Source organism: Streptomyces canarius (assembly GCF_014650735.1).
Taxonomy (GTDB): Bacteria; Actinomycetota; Actinomycetes; order Streptomycetales; family Streptomycetaceae; genus Streptomyces; species Streptomyces olivaceoviridis.
The window spans coordinates 139,052-159,219 of sequence record NZ_BMVN01000017.1; the positions used below are offsets into that span (position 1 = coordinate 139,052).

General features: G+C 72.6%; 13 protein-coding genes and 1 pseudogene. 10 read left to right on the forward strand and 4 right to left on the reverse strand.

Features of this window, described 5'->3' with window-relative positions:
• Nucleotides 1–177: 177 nt before the first annotated feature.
• The 3 genes from IE294_RS24145 (at nucleotide 178) to IE294_RS24155 (ending at nucleotide 5,623) form a co-directional block, all read left to right on the forward strand.
• On the forward strand, nucleotides 178–2,337 hold the full coding sequence (locus IE294_RS24145) for an ATP-binding protein (protein ID WP_189889391.1): 2,160 nt from the start codon (nucleotides 178–180) through the stop codon (nucleotides 2,335–2,337).
• 107 nt (nucleotides 2,338–2,444) lie between these two features.
• A complete protein-coding gene (locus IE294_RS24150) occupies nucleotides 2,445–4,022 on the forward strand; it encodes a PucR family transcriptional regulator (RefSeq protein WP_189889393.1) in 1,578 nt (525 codons plus the stop codon).
• Between the two features lie 155 nt (nucleotides 4,023–4,177).
• The gene (locus IE294_RS24155; RefSeq protein ID WP_189889395.1) at nucleotides 4,178–5,623 is read left to right on the forward strand and encodes an aldehyde dehydrogenase family protein; all 1,446 of its coding nucleotides are present in this window, start codon (nucleotides 4,178–4,180) and stop codon (nucleotides 5,621–5,623) included.
• 140 nt (nucleotides 5,624–5,763) lie between these two features.
• Here the strand turns inward: IE294_RS24155 and IE294_RS47800 are convergent.
• Both IE294_RS47800 and IE294_RS24175 read right to left on the reverse strand, forming a co-directional pair.
• Nucleotides 5,764–7,461: pseudogene (locus IE294_RS47800) on the reverse strand (TIM-barrel domain-containing protein).
• A 143-nt stretch (nucleotides 7,462–7,604) separates the two neighbouring features.
• The gene (locus tag IE294_RS24175) at nucleotides 7,605–8,654 is read right to left on the reverse strand and encodes a LacI family DNA-binding transcriptional regulator (RefSeq protein ID WP_189889397.1); all 1,050 of its coding nucleotides are present in this window, start codon (nucleotides 8,652–8,654) and stop codon (nucleotides 7,605–7,607) included.
• Nucleotides 8,655–8,970: 316 nt separating this feature from the next.
• Between IE294_RS24175 and IE294_RS24180 the strand changes: the two genes are divergently transcribed.
• Nucleotides 8,971–10,908: an acyl-CoA dehydrogenase family protein gene (locus tag IE294_RS24180; protein WP_189889399.1), complete on the forward strand. Its 1,938-nt coding sequence runs from the start codon at nucleotides 8,971–8,973 to the stop codon at nucleotides 10,906–10,908.
• On the opposite strand, the gene IE294_RS24185 is transcribed toward IE294_RS24180, so the two are convergent.
• A complete protein-coding gene (locus tag IE294_RS24185; protein ID WP_189889401.1) occupies nucleotides 10,905–11,363 on the reverse strand; it encodes a lamin tail domain-containing protein in 459 nt (152 codons plus the stop codon). The two genes, IE294_RS24180 and IE294_RS24185, sit on opposite strands and share 4 nt — an antisense overlap.
• Before the next feature lie 170 nt (nucleotides 11,364–11,533).
• On the opposite strand from IE294_RS24185, the gene dxr reads away from it, so the two are divergent.
• From dxr to IE294_RS24215, 6 genes are all read left to right on the forward strand, one after another.
• The gene (gene dxr / locus IE294_RS24190; RefSeq protein WP_189889403.1) at nucleotides 11,534–12,805 is read left to right on the forward strand and encodes a 1-deoxy-D-xylulose-5-phosphate reductoisomerase; all 1,272 of its coding nucleotides are present in this window, start codon (nucleotides 11,534–11,536) and stop codon (nucleotides 12,803–12,805) included.
• Nucleotides 12,802–14,103 (forward strand): M50 family metallopeptidase, encoded by a 1,302-nt coding sequence (locus IE294_RS24195; protein ID WP_189889405.1) that lies wholly within the window; start codon nucleotides 12,802–12,804, stop codon nucleotides 14,101–14,103. Before dxr ends, IE294_RS24195 begins: the two co-directional genes overlap by 4 nt.
• Nucleotides 14,104–14,275: 172 nt before the next feature.
• The gene (ispG, locus tag IE294_RS24200) at nucleotides 14,276–15,433 is read left to right on the forward strand and encodes a flavodoxin-dependent (E)-4-hydroxy-3-methylbut-2-enyl-diphosphate synthase (protein WP_058082097.1); all 1,158 of its coding nucleotides are present in this window, start codon (nucleotides 14,276–14,278) and stop codon (nucleotides 15,431–15,433) included.
• Nucleotides 15,434–15,635: 202 nt separating this feature from the next.
• A complete protein-coding gene (locus IE294_RS24205; protein WP_189889407.1) occupies nucleotides 15,636–16,484 on the forward strand; it encodes a GNAT family N-acetyltransferase in 849 nt (282 codons plus the stop codon).
• A gap of 20 nt (nucleotides 16,485–16,504) precedes the next feature.
• Entirely contained in the window at nucleotides 16,505–17,035 is a 531-nt protein-coding gene (locus IE294_RS24210) for a GNAT family N-acetyltransferase (RefSeq protein WP_189889409.1), read from the forward strand.
• 73 nt (nucleotides 17,036–17,108) lie between these two features.
• Complete coding sequence (locus tag IE294_RS24215) at nucleotides 17,109–18,815, forward strand: proline--tRNA ligase (RefSeq protein ID WP_189889412.1); 1,707 nt, start codon at nucleotides 17,109–17,111, stop codon at nucleotides 18,813–18,815.
• Nucleotides 18,816–19,218: 403 nt separating this feature from the next.
• Here the strand turns inward: IE294_RS24215 and IE294_RS24220 are convergent, their stop codons facing one another.
• Nucleotides 19,219–20,118 carry an aminoglycoside phosphotransferase family protein gene (locus IE294_RS24220; RefSeq protein ID WP_189889414.1) on the reverse strand — a complete coding sequence of 300 codons (900 nt, stop codon included), beginning with the start codon at nucleotides 20,116–20,118 and terminating at the stop codon, nucleotides 19,219–19,221.
• Nucleotides 20,119–20,168 lie beyond the last annotated feature (50 nt).

Consider the following 20,168-nt stretch of genomic DNA (forward strand, 5'->3'; position numbering starts at 1 on the left):
CCGGAGGGTGGGCATGCTCCATGTGGGCGTTGTCGGCGAGCCCCGTTGTCCGCCGTGGACATAGCCCGGCCGGGCGGTACGGCTCCTTACGGCCACGTAAGCGGTGAACTCCCCCTGCCGGGGCGTTAGATTGACTCGCTGACGACGGACGGAACGGCTGGTCAGGGGGCAAGGTCGATGGACAGCGACGCGACGCGCGACACACGCGGCACGCACGCCAACCCACTACCGCGGCCCATGGCGGCGCCGGAGGGGGCGGGGAGGCCGGTTATGCCGCCCGGGGTGCCGCCGATGCCCGACGGGTCGGCCTTCTTGACATGGCTGCGCGCCCCCCGGCCGCAGGCGGCACCTGGAATCTGGCGATTCCGCTATCGGCCACGGCCGGAGGTCGAACCGAAGGAGACACCCACGCGGCAATTGCTCGGCGGGGCCGTGATCGCTCTCCTGTGCGGGTGGCTGCTGTGTTCTCTGCTGTGGAACGGCTATCTCGGCGGCTTCTGGCAATGGCCCTGGTACGTACTCGCGCCCGATTCCTGGGTGAAGGGCGAAGCCGGCCAAGTGGGCGGGGCCGCATCGTGGCTGTACACGTGGCTGGTGTTCGGTGCGATCTTCGCGTTGTTCGGAAAGATCGGTCACTGGGGTGAGCTCTGGCGCCGCTACGGCGCCCCCCTCCTGCGCGCTTTGGTGCCCGCACTGCGCTCGGCCGTGTCGGCGGGGCGCGATACCGTCCCCACCGCTGACACACAGCCCACCCCCGAACAAGACCCCGCCGAATGGCCGCAGCTGCGGCAGGCCGGGGCCTATGAGGCTGCTGAGCGGCTTGCCGGCGAGGCGAAGGCGGGGCTCATGCGGGACGTGGACCACGCGCGGATCAACAGGGCCTGGCAGGGCGTGCGGTCCGGCCGGCACAGCCTGGCCACCTTCACCGGCGCCGTGCTGAAGGACGGCGCCGCCGCCTGCCTGCACCCCTCCGGCGAGCGCGACCTGCCCGCCCGGCACGCCCGCCACGACCTGCTCACCGGACAGGTCCGGCTCGGCACCACCGCCGACGACCCCCGCAACCCGTACCACTACCGCGGCGCCGGCCTCGCCCTCGGCCCCGACCTGCTCGGCACCTCCCTGCTCGCCGTCGGCCCCGCCGGCTCCGGGAAGACCGGTGCCGTGGTGCGACCGCTCGCCGAGTCCCTGTGCCTGCACGCCCTGGCCGGCCGCGCGTCGGTCGTGGTGGTCGGCGCCGCGGGCGCCGGGCTCGGCCCGGCCGAGGCCTACGACGTCGTCGTCCGCGTCGGCCACCCCGATTCCGTGTACGACCTCGACCTCTACGGCGGCACCACCGACCCCGATGAGGCCGCCGCCATACTCGCCGAGGCCCTTGTCGGCGACCTCGCGGACCCGCACCCCGGCAGCGACAGCCGCCGCTCCACCACCGTCCTCGCCCAGTTGCTCGGCCCGTTCAGGGCCGTCCACGACCGCTTCCCCTCCGTACCGGAGCTGCGGCAACTGCTCGACGGCGCCCCCGGCCCGCTGGCCGCGCTGCGCAAGGGCCTGACCGACACCGGGCACGCGTCCCTGCTCAGGGAACTCGACGCCCGGGAGCGGCAGATGGCCCACCCGGGCGACGTCGGCACGGTCCTCGCCGACCGGATCGCCCTGCTCGACCGGCCCGCCTTCGCCGCCTTCTTCGACACCTCCGGACAGAGCCGGCCGTTCTCCCTGAAGGCTCTCGACCACCCGGTCCGGGTCCGCATCGACCTGCCCCAGCGCGGTCACGCCGACGCCTCCCGGATCCTGGCCCGGCTGGTGCTCGCCCAGTTCACGGCCTCCGTGACGATACGGGAGGACCGGTCGCTCTTCGCCTGCCTGCTGCTCGACGACGCCACCGGGGTCGTCACCCCGGAGGCCGTACGCGGCATCCAGCGGCTGCGCAGCGCCAACGCCGGCACGGTGCTCACGCTGCGCACCCTGGACGACGTACCCCGGCCGCTGCGCGGCCCGCTGCTGGGCGCCGCGGGCTGCCGGATGGCGCTGTCCGGGCTCACCCCCTGGGACGGTCAGGACTTCGCCGAGGTGTGGGGCAAGGAGTGGACCGAGACCCGGGACGTCACCGACCGGCAGATCATCGCCGAGACCCCGGCCGGCAAGGCCGTGCACATGCTGCGCCGGGTCATCACCGGCCAGGCGCCCACCGCCCGTGCCGTTACCGTGCGTCAGGTCGAGCGGGAGCGGTGGTCGGCTTCCGAGTTGGCTCATGGGGTGCCGCCGGGGCACGCCGTGTTGTCGTTGACCACCGTGGAGGGGGAGCACGCGCCGCCGTTGCTGGTGGATCTGCGGGGGTGAGAGGCCAGCGCGGGATCGTACGGTGAGGCAGAATCGGGGTGGGCCGTTCATACACGGCGGCCAAAAGATCACCGGGATCGACGGATCTCCCTCACCGTGAAGGCCCCATGCCCCCGACTCTCGCCTCGCTCGTCCACCACTCCGCGCTCAAGCTGACCGTGCGCGCGGGCGAGGACCGTCTGGACGTGCCCGTGCGCTGGGCGCACGTCAGCGAGCTGGCCGACCCCGTCCCCTACATGGAGGGCGGCGAGCTGCTGCTGATCACCGCGCTCAAGCTGGACGCGGAGGATCCCGAGGCCATGCGGCGCTATGTGCGGCGGCTCGTCGGCGCGGGGGTGGTCGGGCTGGGGTTCGCCGTCGGGGTCAACTACGACCAGATCCCCGACGCCCTCGTCGACGCCTGTGCGCGGGAAGGGCTGCCGCTGCTGGAGGTGCCCCGCCGCACCCCCTTCCTGGCCATCAGCAAGGCCGTCTCCGCCGCCATCGCCGCCGACCAGTACCGAGCCGTCACCGCGGGCTTCGCCGCCCAGCGCGAGCTGACCAGACAGGCGCTGAACGCCGGCCCGGAAGGGGTGCTCACCGCGCTCGCCGCCCAGGTCGACGGCTGGGCCGCGCTGTACGACGCCTCGGGCTCCGTCGTCGCCGCCGCGCCCGAGTGGGCCGGCCGCCGCGCCGCCCGGCTCACCACCGAGGTGGAGCGGCTGCGGGAGCGGCCCGCGCCCGCGTCCTCCGTCGTCGGCGGACCCGAGCACGAGGACCGGGTGGAGCTGCACAGCCTCGGCACCGGCCGCCGCCCGCGCGCCGCGCTCGCCGTGGGCACGGCCGCCGCGCTCGGCACCGCCGAACGGTACGCCGTCCACTCGGCCATCGCCCTGCTCACCCTCACCACCGAACGCTCCCGCTCCCTGCACGCCGCCGAGCAGCGCGTCGGCGCGGCGGTGCTGCGCATGCTCCTCGCGGGCGAGCCCGACCACGCGCGGGCCGTCGCCGGTGACCTGTACGGCGAGCTGCTGGACGCCCCGTTCCGGATGATCGTCGCCGAGTCCGGGTCCGGCCCGGCGGGCGAACCGCTGGGCGAGCTCGCGGAGACCGTGGAGAGCGCGGCGGCGCGGGCCGGGGAGGCCGTGCTGGTCGTGCCCGAGGGGGAGCGGCTGGTGGTGCTGGCCGCCGACGGGGGCGCGGCGGTGGCCGCCTGTGTCGATCACGCCGCGGCGCGGGAGGCCGACCGGGCGGCGGCCGAGCAGGGGCGGACGGAGGAGGACACGCTGGTCGTCGGCCTGTCCGCGCCCGCCGGGCCGATCGCGGCGGCGGCGGCGTACAAGCAGGCCGAGCAGGCGCTGTCGGTGGCGCGGCGGCGGGGACGGGTGTTCGTGGAGCACGAGCAGCTGGCCGCCGGGTCGGTCCTCCCGCTGCTGGCCGACGACGCGGTGAAGGCGTTCGCCGACGGGTTGCTGCGGGCGCTGCACGAGCACGACGCCACCGGCCGGGGGGACCTGGTCGCCTCGCTGCGGGCGTGGTTGTCGCGGCACGGGCAGTGGGACGCGGCGGCGGCCGACCTGGGGGTGCACCGGCACACCCTGCGGTACCGGATGCGCAGGGTCGAGGAGATCCTGGGGCGCAGCCTGGACGATCCGGACGTGCGGATGGAGCTGTGGCTCGCCCTGAAGGCGACGTCCACGCAGTAGTGCGGAGCGGTGCGCGGCGCCGAGTAGTCCAATCAGTAGTGCCTGGTCCGTGCACTGCTACGACTCGGACAAACACCCCCCGGCCGCCCCCGCCCTACCGTGGACCACGCAAGCCAAGCGACACACCTCCAACGCGGAAGGGCCGGGACTCGTACATGACTTCCACCCATGCCTTCTGGCTCGCCGGCCGCCAGGCCACCGGCGAGGACACCTTCGACGTCACCTCCCCGTGGGACGGCCGGCTCGTCGGCAAGGTCAGCGTGCCGACCGACGCCCAGGTGGAGGAGGCCGTGGCCGCCGCGTACGCCGTCCGCGAGGACTTCGCCGCCACCCCGGCGCACGTCCGCGCCGCCGCTCTCGACCACGTCAGCAAGCGGCTGGCCGAGCGCACCGAGGAGATCGCCCAGCTGATCTCCGCCGAGAACGGCAAGCCGATCAAGTGGGCCCGGGGCGAGGTCGGCCGTGCCGTCTCCGTGTTCCGGTTCGCGGCCGAGGAGGCCCGGCGGTTCAACGGCGGCGAGGCCCAGCGGCTCGACACCGACGCCGGCGGCCAGGGCCGGCTCGCGCTCACCCGCCGCTTCCCGAAGGGTGTCGTGCTCGGCATCGCGCCGTTCAACTTCCCGCTGAACCTGTGCGCCCACAAGGTCGCCCCGGCCATCGCCGCCGGCGCCCCGATCATCCTGAAGCCGGCCCCGGCCACCCCGCTGTCCGGCCTGATCATCGGTGACCTGCTCGCCGAGACCGACCTGCCGGCCGGGTCGTGGAGCATCCTGCCGGTGCCGAACGACAAGATGCCCGCCCTGGTCCAGGACGAGCGCCTGCCGGTCATCTCCTTCACCGGTTCCGAGAAGGTCGGTTACGCGATCATGGACTCGGTGCCGCGCAAGCACTGCACGCTGGAGCTGGGCGGCAACGGAGCAGCGGTCGTCCTCGGCGACTACGCCTCCGACGCCGACCTGGACTGGGCCGCGACCCGCATCGCGACCTTCTCCAACTACCAGGGCGGCCAGTCGTGCATCTCGGTGCAGCGCGTGATCGCCGACGCCGCCGTGTACGACCGGCTGGTGCCGCGGATCGTCGCCGCCGTCGAGGCCCAGGTCACCGGTGACCCGTCCGACCCGAAGACCGATGTCGGCCCGCTGGTCAGCGAGGACGCCGCCAAGCGCGTCGAGTCCTGGGTCAAGGAGGCGGTCGAGGCCGGCGCCACCCTGCTCACCGGCGGTGACCGCGACGGCGCCTCCTACGCGCCGACCGTGCTCACCGACGTACCGGCCGGGGCGACCCTCTCCTGCGAGGAGGTCTTCGGACCCGTCCTCACCGTGCAGAAGGTCGACGGCGAGGCCGAGGCGTTCGCCGCGGTCAACGACTCCAAGTACGGCCTCCAGGCGGGCGTGTTCACCCACGACCTCCAGGTCGCCTTCCGTGCCCACCGCGCCCTGGAGGTCGGCGGTGTGGTGATCGGCGACGTCCCGTCCTACCGCGCCGACCAGATGCCGTACGGCGGCGTCAAGCAGTCCGGTGTGGGCCGCGAAGGCGTGCGGTTCGCGATGGAGGACTACACCTACGAGCGCGTGCTGGTCCTCACCGGTCTCGCGCTCTGACCTGCCACGGACAGGTCAGGAACAGAACGGCCGCAGCCCACTGTGCGGGGGCTGCGGCCGTTCTCGTCGCCCGGTACGGGTCCGGCGCCGCTGCCGTACGGTGCCGGACCCCCGCCGGGCGACGGTCTCCTTCGGGACCCTCAACCGGAGAAGCCGACGCGCGCGAGCCGCAGCGGGCCGCGCAGCCTGAGGCGGACGTCGTGGACGCCGTCGGCGACCAGCCCGGCGGTCAGGTCCGTGTACGCGTACGGGCCGTCCGTGGGCGTGTCCGGGGTGAGCGCCGCCAGCACCGGGCCGCCGTCCAGGGCGAGTTCCAGGGTGCCCCCGCCCGCCCCTCGCGCGCTCACCTCGCGCACACCCGTGCCGAAGTCGCAGGCGCGGTAGACCAGTTCGGCCGTGCCGTCGTGGGCCGGGGTCACCGCGTCGCCCGCCGTCCTCGTCCGGTCCACGATCGCGGCACCGGACCCGCCGATGTCGGTGTTCCACCACGGGATGCCGGACAGCGCGGTGTTGAGCCCGGCCGCGAGCTGCCGGCGCAGGGTCGCGAAGTCGCCGGGTAGAGGTTGCCGACCTCCAGGCCCGGGCCCGCCCACTAGCGCAGGTTCTCCTGGAAGCCGGGCTTCAGCTCGGGCTCGCACGCGTCCAGCCAGAAGGCCGTGATGCCGTACGGGGCAAGGCAGTTGTCGCGGACGCGGGACCAGACGAAGTCGCGGGCCTCCGGGTTCGTCGCGTCGTGGAACGCCACCTGCACGGTCGAGGCGACCTCCTTGTCCGGCCAGTCCGCGTGCGCCGGCGGTCCGTACTGGGTGCCGATGAACCAGCCGCGCTGCTCCATCACCGCGTGGTTCCCGGCCAGCGGGGACACCGACGGCCAGAGGGAGACGACCAGCTTGACGCCCATGTCCTCCAGTTCGCGCACCATCGCCGCCGGGTCGGGCCACTCCAACGGGTCGAACTTGCACTCGCCGAGGTGGGTCCAGTGGAAGAAGTCGCAGACGATCCCCAAGAGGGGCAGGCCCCGGCGCTGGTACTCGCGGGCCACGGCGAGGAGTTCGTCCTGGGTGCGGTAGCGCAGCTTGCACTGCCAGAAGCCCGCCGCCCACTCCGGGAGCATCGGCGACCGCCCGGTCACCGCCGTGCAGGCGCGCCGGCCGTCCGCCGGGGTGCCGGCCGTGATCCAGTAGTCGCTCTGCCGGGCCGAGTCCGCGCCCCACCGGGTGCCGTTGCCGGCCAGCTCCGCGCGGCCGATCGCCGGGTTGTTCCACAGCAGGGTGTAGCCCCGGCTGGACACCAGCACCGGCACGCTCACCTCGGCGTTGCGCCGCACCAGGTCCAGCACCAGGCCCTTCTGGTCCAGGCGGCCGTGCTGGTGCTGGCCGAGCCCGTACAGCTTCTCGCCCTTAGGCGGCGAACCGCTGCTCCAGCCGGTGGTGTCCGTTGCCGACCGCCGTGTACAGGCGGGAACCCGGCCACCGGAAGTGGGCACGCTCCTCGGCGAGCAGCTCGGTGCGGTCGTCGGTGCGCAGGAAGCGGAGCAGGCCCTCGGCGGTCGCCTCGACGGTGAGCGTGCCGACGGTCATCCGCGCCCCGCCGTCACCGATCCCGACCGTGCCGTCCCGGGCGGGCGGGGCGTCGAGGAGCGCGCCCGGCAGGCCCTCCAGCACCGGGCCGCCGAGCCGGGCGCGCACCCGGACCGCGTCCGGACCCCACGGCTCGATCCGCACCGTCTCCTGACGGCCGCTCCACTCCAGCGCCCCGTCCCGCTCCCGGAACGTGCCGATGGTGGGGGAGGACTGCGCGAGACCGGCCTTGGGCCACGCGACGACAGGCTGGTTCACGGCATGCTCCTGAGGCTGGGGTCAGGACAGGGACAGCCGGCAGAAGTGCGGAGCGGGACAGCGGACGGAGGTGCGGTCGGAGCAGCGTGCGGGCAGGAGATCGGGCGGAGGTGTGCCCCGTACGGGGCGTGCCCGGCGGGTGGTCAGGGCGCGGCCGGTGCCGGTCCGGAACTCGCCCGTACCGTCAGCTCGGGCGCGAGCAGCACGACCTCGTCGCCGCCCCGCCCGTCCAGCTTGGCCACCAGGTGCTCCACCGCGCGCCGGCCCATCTCCTGGGCGGGGATGGCGACGGAGGTCAGCCGTACCGAGGCCTGGACGGCGACCTGGTCCGGGCAGATCGCGACCACGGACACGTCCTCGGGCACGGCCCGGCCCTGCTGGCGCAGCAGCGCGAGCAGCGGTTCCACCGCCGACTCGTTCTGCACCACGAACCCGGTCGTCCCGGGCCGCTCGTCGAAGATCCGGGCCAGGGTGAGGGCCAGGGCGTCGTACCCGCCCTCGCACGGCCGGTGCAGCACCCGCACGCCCGTCTCCCGGGCGCGGGAGCGCAGACCGTCCAGGGTGCGCTCGGCGAAGCCGGTGTGCCGCTCGTAGACCGCAGGGGCCTCGCCTATGACAGCGATGTCACGGTGCCCGAGCCCCGCCAGATGCTCCACGCACAGCGCGCCGGTCGCGCTCCAGTCCAGGTCCACGCAGGTCAGCCCGGTGGTGTCGGCGGGCAGACCGATGAGGACCGAGGGCTGGTCGTCCCCCGGTCCCGACTTCGCCCGACCGGGGGCACCCCCGCCGCGCAGCAGCGGCAGCCGCTCGTCCTCCAGCTCGACGTCCATCAGGATCATCGCGTCGGCGAGACCGCTGCCGGTGACCCGGCGCACCGCGTCGGGCCCCTCCTCGCCGGTGAGCAGCAGGACGTCGTAGCCGTGCGTCCGGGCCGTGGTGGCCACCGCGATGGCGATCTCCATCAGCACCGGCACGTACATGTCGGTGCGCAGGGGGACCATCAGCGCGATGATGTTGGACCGCTTGCCGGCCAGGGCACGGGCGCCCGCGTTCGGGTGGTAGCCCAGCTCCCGGATGCTCTGTTCGACCCGCTGCCGGGTGGTCGCGGAGATGGACCGCTTGCCGCTGAGGACATAGCTCACCGTGCTCGCCGAGACTCCGGCGTGCTGAGCGACCTCGGCGAGGGTGACCATCCAGCTCTCCAGGAGTTGTGAAGCGCTTCGATGCTGCGCATAACCGACAAGGTGGGTGAAGATAAGGGTGACACTAGCTCCAGGCGGGCGGGAGTGTCCATAGGCTGTCGAAGCGCTTCGACAGCATTTCCCGGGGGCATGCGGGGCGCCCCGCCGACCGCAGTACATCACCCCGGCCCCGGTGCTCCGGCGGGCATGTCCACCGTTCGCGCGCGAGGGGTGGTGGGGTCGGCCCGTTTCGGGTACCAACGATCCAGTAGCACTGGTCGGTAACGAACGGTCCCATTCGTCCCTCTTCGCGGCGAGGTGAGCCTGAATGTCCGCCACCACCACCCCACGCACCACCGTCACCGAGCGCGAGGCCCGCCAGGTGGCGGAGGCCGCCCGGCAGCAGGACTGGCACAAGCCCAGCTTCGCCAAGGAGCTGTTCCTCGGGCGCTTCCGGCTCGACCTCATCCACCCCCACCCGCTGCCCGACGACGAGTCCGTGCGGCGCGGCGAGGAGTTCCTGGCCAAGCTGCGCGCGTTCTGCGAGACGGCGATCGACCCCGCCCGGATCGAGCGCGAGGCCCGCATCCCCGACGAGGTCGTGGCGGGCCTGAAGGAACTCGGCGCCCTCGGCATGAAGATCGACCCCCAGTACGGCGGTCTCGGCCTCACCCAGCTGTACTACAACAAGGCCCTCGCCCTGGTCGGCTCCGTCAGCCCCGCCGTCGGCGCGCTGCTCTCCGCGCACCAGTCGATCGGCGTACCGCAGCCGCTGAAGCTGTTCGGCACCCAGGAGCAGAAGGACGCCTTCCTGCCCCGGTGCGCCCGCACCGACATCTCCGCGTTCCTGCTCACCGAGCCGGACGTCGGCTCCGACCCGGCGCGCCTGGCCACCACCGCCGTAGTCGACGGCGACGACTACGTGCTCGACGGGGTGAAGCTGTGGACCACCAACGGGGTGGTCGCCGACCTGCTCGTCGTCATGGCGCGCGTGCCGAAGTCCGAGGGGCACAAGGGCGGCATCACCGCGTTCGTCGTGGAGGCGGCTGCCGAGGGCGTCACCGTCGAGAACCGCAACGCCTTCATGGGGCTGCGCGGCATCGAGAACGGCGTCACCCGCTTCCACCGGGTCCGGGTGCCGGCGGGCAACCGCATCGGCCCCGAGGGCGCCGGACTGAAGATCGCGCTCACCACCCTCAACACCGGCCGGCTGTCGCTGCCCGCGATGTGCGCCGGAGCCGGCAAGTGGTGCCTGAAGATCGCCCGCGAGTGGGCGGCCGAGCGCGAGCAGTGGGGCAAGCCGGTCGCGCTGCACGAGGCGGTCGGCGCCAAGATCAGCTTCATCGCGGCCACCACCTTCGCCCTCGAAGCCGTGCTCGACCTGTCCTCGCAGATGGCCGACGAGGACCGCAACGACATCCGCATCGAGGCCGCCCTCGCCAAGCTCTACGGCTCCGAGATGGCCTGGAAGATGGCCGACGAACTGGTCCAGATCCGGGGCGGGCGCGGCTACGAGACGGCCGAGTCGCTGCGGGCGCGCGGCGAGCGGGCGGTCCCGGCCGAGCAGATCCTGCGCGACCTGCGCATCAACCGCATCTTCGAGGGCTCGACGGAGATCATGCACCTGCTGATCGCGCGGGAGGCCGTCGACGCCCACCTCTCGGTCGCCGGTGACCTCATCGACCCCGACAAACCGCTGTCCGCCAAGGCGAAGGCGGGCGCGAACGCGGGCGTCTTCTACGCCAAGTGGCTGCCGAAGCTGGTCGCCGGACCGGGTCAACTGCCGACGGCGTACGGCGAGTTCAAGCACGGCATCGACCTCTCCGGGCACCTGCGCCACGTCGAGCGCACCGCTCGCAAGCTCGCCCGCTCCACCTTCTACGCCATGTCCCGCTGGCAGGGCCGGATGGAGACCAAGCAGGGCTTCCTCGGCCGGATCGTGGACATCGGCGCCGAACTGTTCGCGATGAGCGCGGCCTGCGTCCGCGCCGAGCGGCTGTGGCGCGAGGGCGAGCACGGCCGCGAGGCCTACCAGCTCGCCGACGCCTTCTGCCGCCAGGCCCGCATCCGGGTGGACGAACTCTTCGCCCGGCTGTGGACCAACACCGACGACCTGGACCGCAAGGTGGTCAAGCACGTCCTCGGCGGGGCCTACACCTGGCTGGAGGAGGGCATCCTCGACCCGTCGGGAGAAGGGCCGTGGATCGCCGACGCGACCCCCGGACCCCCCGCCGGCGAGAACGCCCGCCGTCCCTTCGGGAGCTAGCAGTACGTGTCGCTCGGGTCCCGCGTCGTCCAGGAGCAGGTGTCGACCTTGCTGCCGCTCGCCTTGGTCAGCGTCGCCGTGTCCTTGTCGTTGTTCCAGACGTAGGCGCGGCGGCCCTGGTACTTGTCCGACGCGGTGTCCGAGCCGCTGCCGGTGTGCACCTTCAGGTACTTCCCGGCGCCGATCTTCACGTTGCCGAAGACGTGCTTGTGGTGGGAGGCGTCCTTCAGTACCCACCCCTTGAGCGAGACCGCCGAGCCGCTGGTGTTCTTCAGCTGCACCCACTCGGCGTTCAGGCTCTTGTTCGAGCGGTTGTCCGTGCCGGGGCTGTCGAACCACACGTGGTGGATCCTCACGCCCCCGGCGGCCTGGGCCGGGGTGCTGAGCAGGGTGCCGGTGAGCAGGGCCGCGCCGGCGAGGGCGGGCAGGGCGGCGCGTATGCGCACAGTAGGCATGGAGAGATCCCCCCAGGATGTCGTCCGCGAAGTCGTGGCAGGGCCGGGACGACCGGCCCGGACTGAAGTGTTATCACATGATCTTCACGGCGCGTCCACAATGCCGCTGAACCCACCCGAGCGAGGGACGCGCTGTCCGGGCCGTCACCGCGTGCCGCCACAATGGGGGGATGACCGACAGTCCCGCCCGTCCGGCCCCCCTCGCCGACCCGCACCTCGTCTACGACCCCGCCCCCGGGGACGGCCCCAAGGACGTGGTGATCCTCGGCTCCACCGGATCCATCGGCACCCAGGCCATCGACCTCGTGCTGCGCAACCCCGACCGCTTCCGGGTCACCGCCCTGTCCGCGAACGGCGGCCGGGTGGCCCTCCTCGCCGAGCAGGCGCACCGGCTGCGGGTGCGGACCGTGGCGGTCGCCCGCGAGGACGTCGTCCCCGCGCTGCGTGAGGCGCTCGCCGCCGAGTACGGCGGTGCGCACCCGCTGCCCGAGATCCTCGCCGGACCCGACGCGGCCACCCAGGTCGCCGCCTCCGCGTGCCACACCGTGCTCAACGGCATCACCGGCTCCATCGGCCTCGCCCCGACCCTCGCCGCCCTGGAGGCGGGCCGCACCCTCGCGCTCGCCAACAAGGAGTCGCTGATCGTCGGCGGCCCGCTGGTCACCGCGCTCGCGAAGCCGGGCCAGATCATCCCGGTGGACTCCGAGCACGCGGCCCTCTTCCAGGCGCTCGCCGCCGGTACCCGGGCCGACGTCCGCAAGCTCGTCGTCACCGCCTCCGGCGGCCCCTTCCGCGGCCGGACCAGGGACGAACTGGCACACGTCACCGTCGCGGACGCCCTCGCCCACCCCACGTGGGCGATGGGCCCGGTCATCACGGTCAACTCCGCGACCCTGGTCAACAAGGGACTGGAGGTCATCGAGGCCCACCTCCTCTACGACATTCCCTTCGACCGCATCGAGGTGGTCGTGCACCCGCAGTCGTATGTCCACTCGATGGTCGAGTTCACCGACGGATCCACGATCGCCCAGGCGACGCCCCCCGACATGCGCGGGCCCATCGCCATCGGACTGGGCTGGCCCGAACGTGTCCCGGACGCGGCCCCCGCGTTCGACTGGAGCAAGGCCTCCACCTGGGAGTTCTTCCCGCTGGACGACGAGGCCTTCCCCTCGGTGAACCTCGCCCGGCACGTGGGGCGGCTCGCGGGCACGGCCCCGGCGGTGTTCAATGCCGCCAACGAGGAGTGCGTCGCGGCCTTCCTGAGCGGCGCGCTGCCCTTCAACGGGATCATGGATACCGTCACCCGGGTGGTGGAGGAGCACGGCACCCCGGTCACGGGAACTTCACTCACGGTGTCGGACGTCCTCGAAGCGGAGACCTGGGCGCGGGCCCGGGCCCGTGAACTCACAGCCACGACGGCGACCGCGGAGGCGCGTGCATGACGACCTTGATGTTCATCCTCGGCATAGTGGTCTTCGCGGTCGGCCTGCTCGTCTCGATCGCCTGGCACGAGCTGGGGCACCTGTCGACGGCCAAGCTCTTCGGCATCCGCGTGCCGCAGTACATGGTCGGCTTCGGCCCGACCATCTGGTCACGAAGGAAGGGCGAGACCGAGTACGGCATCAAGGCGGTCCCGCTCGGCGGCTACATCCGCATGATCGGCATGTTCCCGCCGGACGACCAGGGCCGGGTCTCCGCCCGCTCCACCTCCCCGTGGCGCGGCATGATCGAGGACGCCCGCTCGGCGGCCTTCGAGGAGCTCCAGCCGGGCGACGAGACGCGCATGTTCTACACGCGCACACCGTGGAAGCGGGTCATCGTCATGTTCGCGGGCCCCTTCATGAACCTGGTGCTCGCGGTCGCCCTCTTCCTCACCGTGCTGATGGGCTTCGGCATCCAGAAGGAAACCACCGTCGTGGAATCCGTCTCGCCCTGCGTCATCGCGCAGAGCCAGCACCGCGACAGCTGCAAGAAGACCGACCCGTCGTCCCCGGCCGCGCAGGCCGGCATGAAGGCGGGTGACAAGATCGTCTCCTTCGACGGCAAGCCGACCAAGGACTGGAACACGCTCTCGGACCTCATCCGGGACAGCGCCGGGAAGAACGTCGCCTTCGTCGTCGACCGCGACGGCCGGGCGGTGACCCTGCACGCCAGGATCGCCACGAACCAGGTCGCCAAGAAGGACGCCGGCGGCAACTACGTCGACGGCTACGTCAAGGCCGGCTTCCTCGGCTTCAGCCCGGCCACCGGCGTCGTCAAACAGGACTTCGGCGAGTCCGTGACCTGGATGACCGACCGGGTCGGCGACGCCGTCGACTCCCTCGTCGCCCTGCCCGGCAAGATCCCGGCCCTGTGGGACGCGGCCTTCGGCGACGGCCCGCGCGAGCCGGACTCCCCGATGGGCATCGTCGGCGCCGCCCGGGTCACCGGCGAGATCGCCACCCTGGACATCCCCGCCTCACAGCAGCTGGCCATGTTCGTGTTCGTGCTGGCCGGCTTCAACCTCTCCCTGTTCCTGTTCAACATGCTCCCGCTGCTCCCGCTCGACGGCGGGCACATCGCGGGAGCCCTGTGGGAGTCGCTGCGGCGGAACCTGGCCCGCGTGCTGCGCCGGCCCGACCCCGGGCCGTTCGACGTCGCCAAGCTGATGCCGGTGGCGTACGTGGTGGCCGGGATCTTCGTCTGCTTCACCGTCCTGGTGCTGATCGCCGACGTGGTGAACCCGGTGAAAATCTCCTAGCCACCCGTCGTTCATCGCGGCCCGGACCCCTCGGGTTCCGGGCCGCATTCCATCGGGTGGGTTTACGGGTGGGGATGTGCTGACGCGGGGCCCGGTGCCGTAATCTCAAAGCCTGGGAGCCCGCCGTTGCACGGGACCGGACCTTGATCCACGACTTGGGGTTGCACAGCAGATGACTGCGATTTCTCTCGGCATGCCGTCCGTTCCGACCAAGCTCGCCGAGCGCCGGAAGAGCCGGCAGATCCAGGTCGGAAGCGTGGCGGTCGGCGGAGACGCGCCGGTCTCGGTCCAGTCGATGACCACGACCCGCACGTCCGACATCGGCGCCACCCTCCAGCAGATCGCCGAGCTGACCGCCTCCGGCTGCCAGATCGTCCGTGTGGCCTGCCCCACCCAGGACGACGCCGACGCCCTGGCCACCATCGCGAAGAAGTCCCAGATCCCGGTGATCGCGGACATCCACTTCCAGCCGAAGTACGTCTTCGCCGCCATCGAGGCCGGCTGCGCCGCCGTCCGCGTCAACCCTGGCAACATCAAGCAGTTCGACGACAAGGTCAAGGAGATCGCCAAGGCCGCCAAGGACCACGGCACCCCGATCCGGATCGGCGTCAACGCCGGTTCGCTGGACAAGCGCCTGCTCCAGAAGTACGGCAAGGCGACCCCGGAGGCCCTGGTCGAGTCGGCCCTGTGGGAGGCGTCCCTCTTCGAGGAGCACGACTTCCGCGACATCAAGATCTCCGTCAAGCACAACGACCCGGTCGTGATGATCGAGGCCTACCGGCAGCTCGCCGAACAGTGCGACTACCCCCTCCACCTCGGCGTCACCGAGGCCGGTCCCGCCTTCCAGGGCACGATCAAGTCGGCCGTCGCCTTCGGCGCCCTGCTCTCCCAGGGCATCGGCGACACGATCCGGGTCTCCCTCTCGGCCCCGCCGGTCGAGGAGGTCAAGGTCGGCCTCCAGATCCTCCAGTCGCTCGGCCTGCGCCAGCGCGGCCTGGAGATCGTCTCCTGTCCGTCCTGCGGTCGCGCCCAGGTCGACGTCTACAAGCTCGCCGAAGAGGTCACCGCCGGCCTGACCGGCATGGAGGTCCCGCTCCGCGTCGCCGTCATGGGCTGCGTCGTCAACGGCCCCGGCGAGGCCCGCGAGGCCGACCTCGGCGTCGCCTCCGGCAACGGCAAGGGCCAGATCTTCGTCAAGGGCGAGGTCATCAAGACCGTCCCCGAGTCCAAGATCGTGGAAACCCTCATCGAGGAGGCCATGAAGCTGGCGGAGCAGATGGAGGCCGAGGGCGTGGCCTCCGGCGAACCGTCGGTGTCGGTGGCGGGCTGACTCCTGCGTCGCCGGTCGGTGGCAGCACCCCGCCAGGGGCGCGGGGCCCTGCTCGATGTGCGGCTGCGCCGCGTGGGCGCGAGCAGCCACCGACCGGCCCGCACTCGCCGGTGCTCCCAAGCCACCCGGGCTGGCAGGCGCACGGCGAAGCAGCGCAGCTATAGTGCGGAGATCAGCAGACCCCCAGCGTGAGGCCCCGCACGTGTTGACCCAGACCACCTCACGAGTTCTCGAACCGGGCGACCTGGACGCCGCGCTCGCCGTCCTCGACCGCGAGCCGGTCGCGAACGCCTTCGTGACCTCGCGGGTCCAGGTCGCGGGCCTCGACCCCTGGCGGCTCGGCGGCGAGATGTGGGGCTGGTACGAGGACGGCATGCTCACGTCCCTGTGCTACGCGGGCGCCAACCTCGTCCCGATCTGCGCCACCCCCCGCGCCGTCCGCGCCTTCGCCGACCGCGCCCGGCGGGCCGGCCGGCGCTGCTCCTCCATCGTCGGCCCCGCCGAGGCCACCGCCGCGCTGTGGCGGCTGCTGGAGCCGCACTGGGGCCCGGCCCGCGAGGTCCGCGCCCACCAGCCGCTGATGGTCACCGACCGCATGCCGGCCGACATCGCCCCGGACCCCTACGTCCGCCGCGTCCGCAAGGACGAGATGGAGACGATCATGCCGGCGTGCGTGGCGATGTTCACCGAGGAGGTCGGCGTCTCGCCCCTCGCCGGCGACGGCGGCCTGCTCTACCAGGCCCGGGTCGCCGAACTCGTCGGCTCCGGCCGCTCCTTCGCCCGCGTCGACGACCAGGGCCGGGTCGTGTTCAAGGCGGAGATCGGCGCGGCCACCCCCCATGCCTGCCAGATCCAGGGCGTGTGGGTGGCCCCCGAGTACCGGGGCAGGGGCCTGGCGGCCCCCGGCATGGCGGCCGTCCTGCGCTACGCCCTGGCCGATGTGGCCCCGGTGGTCAGCCTGTACGTGAACGACTTCAACACCGCGGCGCGCAGGACGTACCGCAGGGTGGGCTTCCACGAGGTGGGAGCCTTCATGAGCGTGCTCTTCTGACCGCCCTGTACGCTCCCGGCATGGACCTCGTGATCGGCTCCCTGGACCTCACCGCCCACGTGGACGAGGCCCTGGCCGTCCAAGCCGTCGCCTTCGGACTCGGCCCGGACGAAGTCGCCGTACGCCGCCAGATCGTCCAGCGGCACATGCAGTACCGCGGCGCGCGCGCCTACGGCGCCACCGTCCGGGGACGGCTCGTCGGTTTCGTCTACGGCATGCCCAACAGCCGAAACCACTGGTGGTCCACCGTCGTCGAGCCCTACCTGCGCGCGGGCGGCAACGACTTCTGGCTGGACGACTCCTTCGTCATCACCGAACTGCACGTCCACCCCGACCACCAGAACCGCGGCATCGGCCGGCGCCTGATCACCACCATCACCGACACCGCCGACGAACCCCGCTCGATCCTCTCCGCGATCGACACCGACAGCCCCGCCCGCGGCCTCTACCACTCCCTCGGCTACGTCGACCTCGCCCGCCGGGTCCACTTCCCGAGCGCGCCGAGGCCGTACGCCGTGATGGGCGCCCCGCTGCCGCTGCGCAGGCGATAACCGATTTCCACCGGCACAGGCGGCCCGGCTAACCTCCATGCCATCACCGTTTCCCGGCAGGAGTAAGAGAACCATGGCCAACGCACCGGTCCAGCGCATGTCCCAGTTGATGGCGAAGACGCTGCGCGACGACCCGGCGGACGCCGAGGTCCTCAGCCACAAGCTCCTCGTCCGCGCCGGCTACGTCCGCCGCACGGCCGCCGGCATCTGGAGCTGGCTGCCCCTCGGCAAGAAGGTCCTCGCCAACGTCGAGCGCGTCGTCCGCGAGGAGATGGACGCCATCGGCGCCCAGGAGGTCATGCTGCCCGCGCTGCTGCCGCGTGAGCCCTACGAGGCCACCGGCCGCTGGGACGAGTACGGCCAGGAGCTGTTCCGGCTCAAGGACCGCAAGGGCGGCGACTACCTCCTCGGCCCCACCCACGAGGAGATCTTCACCCTCCTGGTCAAGGACCAGTGCACGTCCTACAAGGACCTGCCGGTGATCCTCTACCAGATCCAGACCAAGTTCCGTGACGAGGCCCGGCCCCGCGCCGGCATCCTGCGCGGCCGCGAGTTCCTGATGAAGGACTCGTACTCCTTCGACCTGGACGACGAGGGCCTCGGCCGGTCCTACGCCCTGCACCGCGAGGCCTACCGGCGCGTCTTCGCGCGCCTCGGCCTCGACTACCGCATCGTCGCGGCCACCGCCGGCGCCATGGGCGGCTCCAAGTCCGAGGAGTTCCTCGCCCCGGCCGAGGCCGGCGAGGACACCTTCGCCGACTGCCCGAACTGCGACTTCGCCGCCAACACGGAGGCGATCACGTACGCGTTGGAGCCGGTGGACGCCTCCGGCGTGCCCGCCGCCGAGGAGATCCCGACCCCCGACACCCCGACCATCGAGACGCTGGCCGCCTCGCTCGGCGTCCCGGCCTCCGCCACGCTGAAGAACCTGCTGGTCAAGGTGGACGGCGAGATCGTCGCCGTCGGCGTGCCCGGGGACCGCGAGGTGGACCTGGGCAAGGTCGAGGCGCACTTCGCCCCGGCCGCCGTCGAGATGGTCACCGAGGCGGACTTCGCCGAGCGCGACGACCTGGTCCGAGGCTACGTCGGCCCGCAGGGCCTGGGCGAGAAGGTCACCTACATCGCCGACCCGCGCGTGGCCCCCGGCACCGCCTGGATCACCGGCGCCAACAAGGAGCACACGCACGCCAAGAACGTCGTCGCCGGCCGGGACTTCGAGGTCGACGCGTACGTGGACGTCGTGGTGGTCCAGGAGGGCGACCCCTGCCCCAAGTGCGGCACCGGCCTGAAGCTGGACCGCGCCATCGAGATCGGCCACATCTTCCAGCTGGGCCGCAAGTACACCGACGCCCTCAAGCTGGACGTCCTCGGCCAGAACGGCAAGCCGGTCCGCGTCACCATGGGCTCCTACGGCATCGGTGTCTCCCGCGCCGTCGCCGCGCTCGCCGAGCAGACCGCCGACGAGCACGGCCTGGTCTGGCCCAAGGAGATCGCCCCGGCCGACGTGCACGTCGTCGCCGCCGGCAAGGCGCTCCAGACCGAGCTGGCCCTCGACGTCTCCGAGAAGCTCGCCGCCGCGGGCGTCCGCGTCCTGGTGGACGACCGGGCCGGGGTCTCCCCGGGCGTGAAGTTCACCGACGCGGAGCTGATCGGCGTCCCGCAGATCCTGGTCGCCGGCCGCCGCGCCGGCGAGGGCGTCCTGGAGCTGAAGGACCGCAAGACCGGCGAGCGCGAGGAACTGACGGTCGAGGAAGCGATCGCCCGCCTGACCGCCCAGTAGCGGCAGACAGCAGCGGTGAGGGACCCCCGGGCTCAGCCCGGGGCCGTCCCGTGCGTTCGGTGACGACCCAGGCGACGGCCACCGAGGCAGGCACTCCGGCCGCCACGGCTCACGTGCCCTCCGCTCTGGCCGTGTCGGTGGGCTCTCCGTCCTCGGCCGTGCCGCGGGCTCTCCGTCCTCGGCCGTGCCGCGGGCTCTCCGTCCTTGGCCGTGCTGGCGGGTTCACCGTCCTCGGTCGTGCTGGTGGGCTCTTCGTCCCAGTGACGGCCGCCGAGACAGGCACCCCGGCCGCCACGGCTCACGTGCCCTCAGCCTGGCCGTGCCGCGGGCTCTCCAGTCCCTGGCCGTGCCGGCGGGCTCACCGCGCCTGGTCGTGCCGGCGGGCGCCCCCGGCCGTGTTCGGCTAGAGCCAGCTCGCGAACTCCAGCAGGAGCTCCGCGTCCTTCTCGCGGCCGACCCGTCGGGCCCGTACCCCGGACTCCACCGCCCGGAACAGCGTCCAGCCCCGCAGCCGTTCCTGGTCGACCTCCAGCGACTCGGCGAGCCGCTTGATCCGGCGCCGGGTGGTGGACGGCCCGGACGGCGCCGCGATCAGGTCCTCCACCCGGTCCCGCACCAGCCGCGCCAGGTCGAAGGCGCTCTCGCCGACCACCGGGTCCGGGCCCACCGCCAGCCAGGGCATCCGCTCCCCGGAGAGCACCTTGCTCTGCCGGAACGTGCCGTGCAGCAGCAACTGCTCGGGCGGCGCGGCCAGCAACTCCGTACGGGCGGCGAGGGCCGCCTCCACCAGCGGGGCCGCCTCCGGATCGGTCCCGGCGCCCGCCCGCATCGCCACCGCCTGCCGCCCGGTCCGCTCGGCGACGGTCTCGAAGACATGCCCGGACGGCGGCGCGACCCACAGCCTGCGCAGCGTCCCCGCCGCCTCCAGCAGCGCCTTCGCCTCCGGCAGCGACCGCACCGACACATCCGGGTGCAGCCGCTCCAGCAGCAGCGCCCCGTCCTCCGCCCCGGCTTCCAGCAGCTGTACGGCGCCCAGCCCGCCCCAGTGCGCCAGCGCCGCCCGCTCGCTCTCCGGGCGGGCCCGGGGCGGCGCCAGCTTCAGCACGGCCGGGGTGCCGTCCGCCCGCCGTACCAGCACCACCAGGCTGCTGCGCCCGCCCGGCACCTGTACCCGCTCGACGGTCAACTCGCGCCGGGCGACGGCCCGTTCGGCCGCCGTGGGCAGCCGCGCCAGCCAGTCGTCCCCGGCCGGTGCCGTCTCACCGAGCGCGCGCACCAGGCGCTGCGGCGGTTCGAAAGCCATGCGCGAGTCGTTCCCTTCGTGTCCTGTGCTGCCGGGACCCCGCCCGAGTC

Excerpts from the sequence above, each read along its gene's own strand:
- IE294_RS24145 (WP_189889391.1), top strand. The coding sequence starts at position 178 with ATGGACAGCGACGCGACGCGCGACACACGCGGCACGCACGCCAACCCA.
- IE294_RS24185 (WP_189889401.1), bottom strand. The coding sequence starts at position 11,363 with ATGCCTACTGTGCGCATACGCGCCGCCCTGCCCGCCCTCGCCGGCGCG.
- IE294_RS24180 (WP_189889399.1), top strand. The coding sequence starts at position 8,971 with ATGTCCGCCACCACCACCCCACGCACCACCGTCACCGAGCGCGAGGCC.
- IE294_RS24210 (WP_189889409.1), top strand. The coding sequence starts at position 16,505 with ATGGACCTCGTGATCGGCTCCCTGGACCTCACCGCCCACGTGGACGAG.
- IE294_RS24155 (WP_189889395.1), top strand. The coding sequence starts at position 4,178 with ATGACTTCCACCCATGCCTTCTGGCTCGCCGGCCGCCAGGCCACCGGC.
- ispG (WP_058082097.1), top strand. The coding sequence starts at position 14,276 with ATGACTGCGATTTCTCTCGGCATGCCGTCCGTTCCGACCAAGCTCGCC.
- IE294_RS24195 (WP_189889405.1), top strand. The coding sequence starts at position 12,802 with ATGACGACCTTGATGTTCATCCTCGGCATAGTGGTCTTCGCGGTCGGC.
- IE294_RS24215 (WP_189889412.1), top strand. The coding sequence starts at position 17,109 with ATGGCCAACGCACCGGTCCAGCGCATGTCCCAGTTGATGGCGAAGACG.
- dxr (WP_189889403.1), top strand. The coding sequence starts at position 11,534 with ATGACCGACAGTCCCGCCCGTCCGGCCCCCCTCGCCGACCCGCACCTC.
- IE294_RS24220 (WP_189889414.1), bottom strand. The coding sequence starts at position 20,118 with ATGGCTTTCGAACCGCCGCAGCGCCTGGTGCGCGCGCTCGGTGAGACG.
- IE294_RS24150 (WP_189889393.1), top strand. The coding sequence starts at position 2,445 with ATGCCCCCGACTCTCGCCTCGCTCGTCCACCACTCCGCGCTCAAGCTG.
- IE294_RS24175 (WP_189889397.1), bottom strand. The coding sequence starts at position 8,654 with ATGGTCACCCTCGCCGAGGTCGCTCAGCACGCCGGAGTCTCGGCGAGC.